We start from the raw sequence: 9,315 nt of genomic DNA, 5'->3' as shown, positions 1-9,315 counted from the left end.
CCTGTGAGGAGACCGAGGGGATGACCCTGGCCTTCCTCCAGTCCGGCGACCAGCTGCGCACCGACCGCCTCTGCAGCGAAGGCGTCTGCATCGAAGCCCTCACCCCCTTGTGTTTCCGCAGCGATGCCCAGCCGCTCGACGGCCATGGTTTCGATCCGGTCAACGAGTGGACCCTGCAGTTGCTGCGCATCCGTCACCTCGGCAGCGCCGAGCAGCGGCTGCATGCCCTGCTCTCGCTGCTGGTGCGGCGGCTGGGGCGCCGCTGCGGGCCCTGGTGCGACCTGCCCTTCCGCCTCACCCACGAGCGCATCGGCGAACTGATCGGCACCACCCGGGTCACCACCACCCGGTTGATCTCCCGCATCCGGGCCGCCGAACTGCTGCAGGCCCCCAGCGGTGAAACCAGCCTGCGGCTGGCGCCGGCCCTGGTGGATGGTGCTCCCCTGGCCTTCTGATCACTTTCCTTTTTCTCCCGCCCTTACCTTCGCCTGACCCATGGCCCAGTCCCTCGGCAGCCTTCCCGACAGCCCCGCCGCCATCAGCGTCCGCGGCCCGCAGACGCAGGCCAAGAAAAAAGGCTGCCGCCAGAAAAAATGCTCCAAGTGGAAAGGCGGCAAGTGCTGCTGCGGCCGCGACTGAGGTCGCGCTGATGGTTCATTTCTCCTGCCGCTCGAGGCTGGGCATGAGGGCCACCGAGGCCGCCAGCCCCAGGGCCAGGATCAGCATCGCCGGCACCAGGGCCGCCCCCACCCGTTCGTCGCTGGCGTACTGATAGACCCGCACCGAGAGGGTGTCGAAGTCGAAGGGGCGCAGCGAGAAGGTGAGGGGCAATTCCTTCACCACGTCGACGAACACGAGCAGGGCCCCCACCAGCAGCGGACCGCGCAGCAGGGGCAGGTGGATGCGGCGCAGCACCGCCAGCCAGCTGCAGCCGAGGCTGGTGGCGCATTCATCGAGACTGGGGGGGATTTGCTCGAATGAGGCATCGAGCCCCTGTTTCGAGACAGCCAGGAAGCGATCGCCGTAGCCCCAGAGCAGCAGCACCAGGGGGCTGAGCTGCAGCGGTCCGCCGATCAGCATCAGGGCCAGGGCCAGCACCGTGCCGGGCACCGCGTAGCCCATGCCGGCGAAGAAGGTGAGCCGGCCCAGCAGGGGCTGGGACAGCCAGCGGCGGCTGATGGCCAGCAGCAGGGCCGCCGCCACCGTGACCAGCGTGGCCACCAGGGCCAGACCAAGGCTGCGCCCGGTGAGGGCCAGCAGTTCCTCGAGCGGATCACTCTGGAGATGGTCACGGCTCACCACCAGCCAGGTGAGGGGGATCCCCAGGCTGGCCAGGGGCGGCGCCAGGGTGAGCAGCTGGGCCAGGTGGCGACGCCAGCCCCGCAGCTCCCACTGCAACGTGCCGGCCCCGTCCTGGCCGATGTTCCAGCGGCGGCTGCGCTGACGCATCCAGCGTTCGGCCCCCACCAGCAAGCTGACCAGCACCAGGGCGATCAGGGCCAGACCCACGGCCCCCTGCAGATCACCTTCCCCTTGCCAGCGTTGCAGGATGCCCCGCGAGAGGGTGGGTACGCCCAGAAGTTCCACCGCGCCGAGCTCATTGACCACCTCCATGCCGCTGAGGGCGACCCCGGCGCCGATGGACGGCAGTGCCAGGGGCAGGGCGACCCGCCGGAAGCTGCCCCAGGGGCCTACGCCCAGGCTGCGGCAGGCCTCGAGCTGGCGTTGACCACTGCCGGAGAAGCTCTCGGTGGAAAGCAGGAACACATAGCTGTAGGTGGTGAGGCTGAGCAGCAGCACGGCCCAGCCGATGCCGTGCACGCGGAAGCCCCAGCGGCTGCCCAGGTCGACCAGCACGGCAGCCAGCACGAAGGCAGGGGCCGCCAGGGGCAGCACCTGGGCCAGCCGCAGCCAGCGGCGGCCCGGGAACCGGCAGCAGGCGGTGAGCCAGCCGTTGGCGGTGCCCAGCAGGGCACCGATCAGGCCAACCCCCACCACCAGCGCCAGGGTGTTGGTCAGTTGCTCCAGGCCTTCGCTCCCAAGCCAGAGGCGGCTGGAGCCGGCCTCCCGCACGGCAAAGCCCGCCAGGACCAGGAACGGCAGCAGGGCCAGGCCGCAGACGAGGAGCACGGCCGCTGCCAGGGGTGCGCGCCGCAGTGGCGGCGCGGCCCTGTTGGCAGGTGCCCGCTCGGACGTTGCCAAAACCCCCATCCGGTGACCTACTTCCAGCCGGTAGCTTCCATCATCTGGGTGGCCGCCCTGCTCTTGGATCCGATCTGCTCCACCGAGACGCCATCGGCCCGGAAGGTGCCGAACCGCTTGAGGATGGGATTATCCCCGAAGCCCTTGAGGGGGTATTCGTTGTTGGCTTCGGCGTAGCCGCGGCCGCCGGTGGGAGAGGCCAGGAATTCGATCAGCTTGATCGCCCCTTGCGGATTCCTGGCATGGCGGGTCACGCCGGCTCCGGTGATGTTGACATGGGACGGGTTGAGGTAGACCACCTTCAACTGCTCGGCCAGTTGCTTGTCCTGGGCGCCGCCTTCACCAGAGAGCATGCGGGCGATGTAATAGGAGTTCACCACGCCCACGCCACACTCTCCCCTGGCGACGGCCCGGGCCAGGGGGGTGTCGGAGGTGAAGAAGGGCTGGTTCATGTTGGCCACCATGCCGCGGATCCAGGTGCGGGTGGCGGCATCACCGTTGAGGATCATGCGGCTGGCCACCAGCGACTGGTTGTAGGGGCTCTTGCGCTCCCGCAGGCAGAGCTTGCCTTTCAGCGCCGGCTTGGCCAGGTCGGCATAGGTGCGGATCGTGGCGGGATTCACCAGCTTGGGATTGACGACCACAGCGCGGACACGACGCGTCAGGCCGAACCAGCGGCCCTGGGCATCGCGCAGGTTGGCGGGCACGTCGCGCTGAAGGGCGGCAGAACGGCTTGGTCGGAACAGGCCCTGGTCGGTGGCGGCGTCGAGGCGAGCGGCGTCGACGAGCACCAGCACATCGGCGGGGCTGTTCGCGCCCTCACTCTTGAGGCGCTCCAGCAGGGCGTCATCCTTGGCCTCCAGCACGTTCACCTTGATGCCCGTACGGGCGGTGAACTGGCGATAGAGCTCCTTGTCGGTGTTGTAGTGCCGGCCGGAGTAAACACCGATGGTGCCGCCGGCCTGGGCGATGGCGGGATGGTTGTCTTTGGACTGGCCGATGGCCGGCAGGGTGGCACTGCCGAAGAAGGCCAACAACGCTGCGCCCAAGGCAGCGGATCCGCCGACGGGAAGCCAGAGACGACAAAGGGTGAGCCTGGAGCTGGGCATCGTGAAGAACGGGTGCAAGCCCGGACCCTATGAAGCCTCTCCAGTGGTAGAGCGAACAAACGACGCTAGGGCGCGTAACAATGATTACGCCTCAATAGGACGTGGAGCGCCGCACCGGGATCAGGGCGGGTTGCATCAGGCCGCCGCCGCCATTGTCGTCGTCCGAGTCCATCGCCATCCACAACACCAGACCGAGAAGGGCGAGCACGCCCGTCATCAGGAGGAACTCGGTCATGGGAAACGTTCGTAGGACGCAACCCTAGCGGCGCCAGCCAGTGCTTCCGTAGTGGTTGCCGCCATTCGGCCAAAAGAGCAAGGGCGATCAGGCGAAGCCCTTGCCCGCCTCCTTGGCCACACAAGCCTGGAGTTGCTGGCGCAGCCGCTTGTGGTCGAGATCCTTGCCGATCAGCACCAGCTGGTTCTTGCGTTCCCCCGGCCAGTCGCTGTCGTCGATGGAGAAGCGCTTGCCGGCCAGGTGGAACACGTGGCGGCGCTCGCTTTCGTTGAACCAGAGGATGCCCTTGGCGCGAAAGATGCCGGCCGGCATCTGGTTGTCGAGGAAATTCTGGAACTTCCGCAGCGAGAAGGGGCCGTCGCTGCGGAAGGAGAGGGAGGTGAAGCCCTCGATGGCCTGGTGGTCCGGATGGCTGCCGTGGTCGTGGTCGTGATCGTGGAGATGGCCGTGATCGTGGCCTCCGCTTGTGGTTGCGGCCTCGGGTTCGTGCTCGCAGTGACCGTGGTCATGGTCGCAGTGGCTGTGGTCTTCGCTGTCGTGAGCGTGGGGATGGCCGTGATCGTGGTCGTGGCTGGGGGCGGCGGGGGCCTGCTGCTGGGCCACCACCTTGTCGGTCTCGAACAGGCCCACGCTCAGCAGCAGCGGCAAGGGCACCGCCCCCTTCACCGAGCGCAGGATGCGGGCCTCGTTCTTGATCGCCCGCAGCTCGGCTTCGAGGGCGTCCAGCCGCTCCTCGCTGACCAGGTCGCACTTGTTGAGAAGGATCATGTCGCCGTAGATGATCTGGGAGCGGCCCACCTCCCCCTGCAGCGTCTCGGCGCCGAAGTTCTCCGCGTCCACCAGGGTGATGATCGAATCGAGCCGGGTCAGGTCGCGCAGGTCGCTGCCGAGGAAGGTCATGGCCACGGGCAGGGGATCGGCCAGCCCGGTGGTCTCCACCACCAGGTAGTCGACCGGTTCGGGGCGCTCCAGCACCCGGTAGACGGCCTCCAGAAGCTCGCCGTTGATCGAGCAGCAGATGCAGCCGTTGCTCAGTTCCACCATGTCGTCGCCGGTGGCCACGATCAGCTCGTTGTCGATGCCGATCTCGCCGAACTCATTCACCAGCACGGCGGTCTTGACCCCCTCCTGGTTGGTGAGGATGTGGTTGAGCAGGGTGGTTTTGCCCGCCCCCAGGAACCCGGTGAGGATCGTCACCGGCACGGAGATCGGCTTGGCCTCGCTGACCACCGCCGCCGCTGTCGGGGCATCCAGTTTCGTGCTGGTCATGGGGAGAAGCAAAGGCGTTGTGGTGATTCTGCCGGCGCGACCGCCCCATGGGCGCCCCAGCAGCGCCGTAAAGACTGCTGGAATGGCGCTCTTCGAAACCGGTCCATGAACCCCAGCGAAGCCTTCGCCGCCATCGGCCTTGCCGCCGTGGCCTGCGATGGTGCCCTCGACGCCGATGAGGCCGCCATGCTGCGCCAGCTGCTGGAGGTGCGCTCGCCCTACAGCAAGCTCGGTGAAGCCGTGATGGGGGCAATGTTCGAGGGCCTGCTGGGGCGGCTGCGCAGCGGCGGCTGGGAGACGCTGCTGATCGAGGCCGCGCCGGTGCTGACCCCTCCCCAGCAGGAGACGGCCTACGCGATGGCGGCCCTGCTGGTGCACACCAACCGCAGCTTCAAGCCGGTGGAGCAGCAGATGCTGCAGCGGCTGGGGGAACTGATCAGCGTGCCGGCCGAGCGCTGCAGCCAGATCCTCGAGGTGATGGCGGTGCTGCACCGCGACAGCCTCAAGGGCTGACGCCCCGGCAGCGCTCGCACAGCCCGAAGAATTCCAGGGTGTGATACAGCGGCTGAAAGCCGCCGAGGTCCTCACCGGGAAGGTGCAGGTTGTGCACCGGGCAGTGGCTGAGCACCCGGGTGCTGCCGCAGTCGACGCAGGTGAGGTGGTGCTCGTCCCGTTCCGTCGGCGCGTAGAGGGCCTCGCCGCTGGGCAGGTGGCGGCAGCGCACCAGGCCCCGCTGCTGCAGCTGGCGCAGGTGGCGGTAGACGGTGGCCAGACCCATGGCGGCGGGGCCACCCCGGAGGCGGGCGTGGAGATCCTGGCCGCTCAGCTCCCCGTCGGCCTGGCGCAGTTCCGCCAGCAGGGAGGCCTGGCGGGGGGGGAGATCAGGGACGGAGGGGGCCTGCATGGTCCCGTTTCTACCCTGCCGGCAGCCAGATGGCCTGGAGCGCCTCCTGGGCCAGGGGCACGGGGGTGAGGCTGGTGGCGTCGATCAGCACCACCTGGGCCGGTGGCGGGGGCCCCTGGGTCTGCTCCAGCGGGCGCAGCACCACGGCCAGCCGGTCGCTGGTGGGGTCGTAGCTGAGGCCGGTGCCGGGTTCCAGCTCCCAGCGGCTGAGGCGCTTGGTGGCCAGCACGGCGCCGCGGCGGTCGAGGCTGACCAGGGTGAGGGCCGGGCGGCCTGCCCCTTCGACGAGCATGGCCCAGATGCGTTCACCGCCGCGGCTGCAGGCCGTCGCCACCAGGGCCTGGGGGCCGATCCAGAGCTGGCGTGGGGCCAGGCCCGGCTCCACCAGCTCCAGGGAGCGGCGGAAATCGGGCCAGTGGCGCACCAGCAGCGCCCGCCCGGCCCGGGGACAGAAGCTGCTCAGGTCGCGGCTGCCGGGCAGGGTCTGGCGGCGGGGCGGCCGGGGCGGCAGGTCCTGGAGGCTGAGGCCATCGATCTCCGGCACCACCGCCGAGCCGCCCTCCGGCAGCAGCCGCACCGCACCGCTGGCCTCGAGCGGCAGGTTTTGCGGGCCGCCGCTGACGGGCCAGAGCTGGAGGCTCACCTGGTCGGGCTGCTCCCCGCCCGCCTGCACCAGCAGATCGCCGCGGCGGTTGCCGCTGATGTGGGCAAACACCATGTCAGTGGCGCCGAGGGGCTCGGGCGCGCCGGCCTGCACGGGGGCAGGGGCGGCGCTGCCCTGGCGGCCGAGGGGGCGCAGGGGCTGCTGGCGCAGGGGCACCCGCCAGACCCGGAAGCGGCCGGCTTCGGAGCGGGCCACCACCGCCACGGCCTCGCCGTTGCCGAGCGGCTCGAGCATGGTGATCCGCGGCCAGACCGGTGTGATCGGCCGCCAGCGGCCGTCGTGGTCGCGCAGCTGCACCTGCTCGCCGGCGCCCACCGGCACCACCGCCAGCAGCCGGGGCCGCGGATCCCACTGCCAGCGCTGGGGGGGCAGGGCCAGGCCGCGGCGATCGCGGCCGGCCAGCTGCAGGATCAACGGGGAGCTGACGCGCTGGTCGGGGGCCAGGTTGAGCAACAGGGTGTCGCCATCCCCGAGCCAGCGGTGGGCCAGGGCGGGCGAGAGGCTGCTTTCGGCGGCCAGGCTGGCGGGATCCATCGGCCGGCTGAAGCGGGCCTGCAGGGCGGCGGGCCCGGAACTGGCCGCCACCGGGGTGAGCCGCTCGAGCCGGGGCGGCTGGCGCAGCAGCAGCTGCTGCTGAACCAGGGCCAGCAGGGCCGCCAGGCTCAAGGAGAGGGGCAGGGGCCGGGCCCAGGGGAAGCGGGAGCGCAGGCTCATGGTTCCAGGGGCCGGGCGGGCCGGGGGATCGGCCGGATGCGGCTGGGGACCACCTCCAGCCGCTCGCCACCGCCGGGGGCGGGCCCCAGGCCCATCACGCCGTCGATGGCCAGCCACTGGTCGGCGGGGAAGGGGGCCTGGCCGGCGGGCCAGTGGACGGGAAGCCCCACCGGGGAGGCATCGGCCAGGCAGCAGCGCACCAGCAGGCGGGCCAGCTGGGGCGGTTCACCCTCCTTGGGCAGCACGAAACCGCTGATGCGCACCGGATCGCCGGCGAACAGCTTGGGATCGGGCTGGCTGCGCAGCAGCCGCACCCAGTCGGTGAGGCTGCGCTGGGCGGGGGGCAGCACGAAGCTGAGCTCGCTTTCGGCGGTCTCGTCGCGGGGGCGCTGGCCGGCCAGGTCGGCGAAGGAGGGAGCCGGCGGCAGCAGCAGCACCAGCAGGGCGATGGCGGCGGTGAGCAGCAGGGTGCGGGCCTGGCGCCGGTCGCCCCGCTCCTGCCGGCCGGGCCCGAAGGCGAGGCGAAGCTGCAGCAGGGCGACGAGCAGCAGCAGCAGGCCGGCCAGGGTCACCAGGGGGTGGAACACGGCCCGCAGGAGGAGGTCGAGGCGGCCGTCGACGCCGCTGACCAGCAGCACCAGGGCCCAGAGGCCGAGGCTGGCGGCGCGCCAGAGGGGGGCCCGCTGCAGCGGTGGGGGAGTCACAGGCGCCACAGGTTCACCCACTGGCCGATCAGCAGCACCATCAGGGCGGCCCCGGCGGTGGTGAGCACCAGGCCGCGGGGGCGGAACAGCAGCCCGAGCAGGCTGACGAGTTTGAGGTCGATCACCGGGCCCAGGAGCAGGAAGGCGAGCAGGGCCCCGGGGGTGACCTGGGCGGCGAAGCTGAGGGCCAGGAACGCATCCACGCTCGAGCACACTGACACCACCAGGGCCAGCAACATCAGGGCCAGGATCGAGAGGGTGGGGGCGCCGCCCACCGCCAGCAGCCAGCTGCGGGGCACGAACGACTGCACCAGGGCGGCGATGACGCTGCCCATCACCAGCAGCAGGGCCAGATACAGGAACTCCTGGCTGGCGTGCTTCATGAGTTCGGCCAGGGGCGGCCGGACCGGGGCGGCCTCAGCGCTGAGGGCCGACGGCGCTGGGGACCCCACCAGGCCGCTGGAGCGCTCCAGCAGCCCCACTGCCGCCAGGGGCTGGTGCAGGCGCCGTTCGGCCAGCAGGTCGGGCTGCAGCAGCAGCGGTTCGCTCACCAGGCCCAGCAGCAGGGACAGGCCCACGGCCACCACCACGGCGCCGATGGGCCGGGCCAGCAGCAGCCAGGGCTGGTCGGGGAAAGCGGCCCAGGTGCTGGCGATCACGATCGGGTTGAGCACGGGGGCGGCGAACAGGAAGCCGAGGCCGGCGCCGAGGGGCGCACCACCGCTGAGCATGCGGCGGGCCACCGGCACGTTGCCGCATTCGCAGGCCGGCAGGGCGAAACCGAGGGCGGCTCCGGTGAGGGGCCCCAGCAGGGGGTGGGTCGGCAGCCGCCGCAGCCAGCGGCCGCCGGGGGCGAACCAGCGGGCGCCGGCGGAGATCAGCACGCCGATCAGCAGGAAGGGCAGCGCCTCGATCAGCAGCCCCTGGAACAGGGCCCAGGCGGTGGCCAGTCGCGTGAGGATCACGGCGCCGGCCAGGGTTCCGGGGCGGCGGCGGTGGCGGCGCCGGCCTCAAACCAGGCGGGGAGGGCGCGGAAACAGGCGGCGTTGGCCTCGTTCTCGCGGGCTTCCACGCGCCAGCAGCAGCTGCGGCCCCCATCCCGCTGGTGCAGCATCTCGTTGGCCCAGCCCCAGGCCAGTTCGGCGCTGGCCTCCATGCCCACGTTGGCCATCACGCGCAGGTCGAGGGCGCCCTGCTCATGCAGGGTCTGCCACTGGGCCAGCAGGGGGTCGTCGTGGTTGACCAGGAAGGTGTGGTCGAACTGCTGCTCCAGCCGCTCGCGCAGGGGCTGGAGGCTGGAGAAATCGACCACGAAGCCGTGGACATCGAGGTGGTGGGCGGCGAACCAGAAGGTGAAGCTGCGGCTGTAGCCGTGCACGAAACGGCAGTGGCCCGGGTGGCGCCACTGGCGGTGGCAGCAGGGGAAGCCGCCGTAGCTCTTGCTGCAGGTGTGGGCGGCGGGGATGGGCATGGGGGAGGATCACTTCAGCTGACGTCGCGTCCCGTGGGGGCTC

The 9,315-nt window shown here is 70.8% G+C and carries 12 protein-coding genes; 3 read left to right on the top strand and 9 right to left on the bottom strand.

The window, feature by feature from the left end:
- Both KBY95_RS01765 and KBY95_RS01760 read left to right on the top strand, forming a co-directional pair.
- Positions 1–455, top strand: a 455-nt coding sequence (locus KBY95_RS01765) for a helix-turn-helix domain-containing protein (protein ID WP_254962949.1), incomplete at its 5' end; no start/stop codon positions are given.
- A gap of 40 nt (positions 456–495) precedes the next feature.
- Positions 496–639: a hypothetical protein gene (locus KBY95_RS01760; protein WP_254962948.1), complete on the top strand. Its 144-nt coding sequence runs from the start codon at positions 496–498 to the stop codon at positions 637–639.
- A gap of 15 nt (positions 640–654) precedes the next feature.
- On the opposite strand, the gene KBY95_RS01755 is transcribed toward KBY95_RS01760, so the two are convergent.
- The 4 genes from KBY95_RS01755 to KBY95_RS01740 form a co-directional block, all read right to left on the bottom strand.
- Entirely contained in the window at positions 655–2,211 is a 1,557-nt protein-coding gene (locus KBY95_RS01755) for an iron ABC transporter permease (RefSeq protein ID WP_254962947.1), read from the bottom strand.
- Between the two features lie 8 nt (positions 2,212–2,219).
- Complete coding sequence (locus KBY95_RS01750) at positions 2,220–3,311, bottom strand: extracellular solute-binding protein (protein WP_254962946.1); 1,092 nt, start codon at positions 3,309–3,311, stop codon at positions 2,220–2,222.
- 91 nt (positions 3,312–3,402) lie between these two features.
- On the bottom strand, positions 3,403–3,546 hold the full coding sequence (locus KBY95_RS01745) for a hypothetical protein (protein WP_254962945.1): 144 nt from the start codon (positions 3,544–3,546) through the stop codon (positions 3,403–3,405).
- A gap of 87 nt (positions 3,547–3,633) precedes the next feature.
- Positions 3,634–4,815, bottom strand: a complete 1,182-nt coding sequence (locus tag KBY95_RS01740; protein ID WP_254962944.1) for a GTP-binding protein — start codon at positions 4,813–4,815, stop codon at positions 3,634–3,636.
- Positions 4,816–4,920: 105 nt separating this feature from the next.
- On the opposite strand from KBY95_RS01740, the gene KBY95_RS01735 reads away from it, so the two are divergent.
- Positions 4,921–5,328 (top strand): tellurite resistance TerB family protein, encoded by a 408-nt coding sequence (locus KBY95_RS01735; RefSeq protein ID WP_254962943.1) that lies wholly within the window; start codon positions 4,921–4,923, stop codon positions 5,326–5,328.
- Here the strand turns inward: KBY95_RS01735 and KBY95_RS01730 are convergent.
- From KBY95_RS01730 to KBY95_RS01710, 5 genes are read right to left on the bottom strand one after another with little or no spacing between them, the layout of a single operon-like run.
- Complete coding sequence (locus tag KBY95_RS01730) at positions 5,318–5,719, bottom strand: Fur family transcriptional regulator (protein WP_254962942.1); 402 nt, start codon at positions 5,717–5,719, stop codon at positions 5,318–5,320. The genes KBY95_RS01735 and KBY95_RS01730 overlap by 11 nt on opposite strands.
- A gap of 10 nt (positions 5,720–5,729) precedes the next feature.
- On the bottom strand, positions 5,730–7,097 hold the full coding sequence (locus tag KBY95_RS01725) for a hypothetical protein (protein WP_254962941.1): 1,368 nt from the start codon (positions 7,095–7,097) through the stop codon (positions 5,730–5,732).
- The gene (locus tag KBY95_RS01720; protein WP_254962940.1) at positions 7,094–7,801 is read right to left on the bottom strand and encodes a TIGR03943 family putative permease subunit; all 708 of its coding nucleotides are present in this window, start codon (positions 7,799–7,801) and stop codon (positions 7,094–7,096) included. Before KBY95_RS01720 ends, KBY95_RS01725 begins: the two co-directional genes overlap by 4 nt.
- On the bottom strand, positions 7,798–8,766 hold the full coding sequence (locus tag KBY95_RS01715; protein ID WP_254962939.1) for a permease: 969 nt from the start codon (positions 8,764–8,766) through the stop codon (positions 7,798–7,800). The genes KBY95_RS01720 and KBY95_RS01715 overlap by 4 nt, the downstream gene beginning before the upstream one ends.
- The gene (locus KBY95_RS01710) at positions 8,763–9,272 is read right to left on the bottom strand and encodes a 6-carboxytetrahydropterin synthase (RefSeq protein ID WP_254962938.1); all 510 of its coding nucleotides are present in this window, start codon (positions 9,270–9,272) and stop codon (positions 8,763–8,765) included. Before KBY95_RS01710 ends, KBY95_RS01715 begins: the two co-directional genes overlap by 4 nt.
- Positions 9,273–9,315: the final 43 nt, after the last annotated feature.

Source organism: Cyanobium sp. Aljojuca 7A6 (genome assembly GCF_024346455.1).
Taxonomy (GTDB): Bacteria; Cyanobacteriota; Cyanobacteriia; order PCC-6307; family Cyanobiaceae; genus Cyanobium.
This window is presented reverse-complemented; position numbering and strand designations above follow the sequence as displayed.

Coding starts and splice junctions, on each gene's coding strand:
- KBY95_RS01740 (WP_254962944.1), bottom strand. CDS start 4,815: ATGACCAGCACGAAACTGGATGCCCCGACAGCGGCGGCGGTGGTCAGC.
- KBY95_RS01750 (WP_254962946.1), bottom strand. CDS start 3,311: ATGCCCAGCTCCAGGCTCACCCTTTGTCGTCTCTGGCTTCCCGTCGGC.
- KBY95_RS01735 (WP_254962943.1), top strand. CDS start 4,921: ATGAACCCCAGCGAAGCCTTCGCCGCCATCGGCCTTGCCGCCGTGGCC.
- KBY95_RS01755 (WP_254962947.1), bottom strand. CDS start 2,211: ATGGGGGTTTTGGCAACGTCCGAGCGGGCACCTGCCAACAGGGCCGCG.
- KBY95_RS01745 (WP_254962945.1), bottom strand. CDS start 3,546: ATGACCGAGTTCCTCCTGATGACGGGCGTGCTCGCCCTTCTCGGTCTG.
- KBY95_RS01725 (WP_254962941.1), bottom strand. CDS start 7,097: ATGAGCCTGCGCTCCCGCTTCCCCTGGGCCCGGCCCCTGCCCCTCTCC.
- KBY95_RS01760 (WP_254962948.1), top strand. CDS start 496: ATGGCCCAGTCCCTCGGCAGCCTTCCCGACAGCCCCGCCGCCATCAGC.
- KBY95_RS01730 (WP_254962942.1), bottom strand. CDS start 5,719: ATGCAGGCCCCCTCCGTCCCTGATCTCCCCCCCCGCCAGGCCTCCCTG.
- KBY95_RS01710 (WP_254962938.1), bottom strand. CDS start 9,272: ATGCCCATCCCCGCCGCCCACACCTGCAGCAAGAGCTACGGCGGCTTC.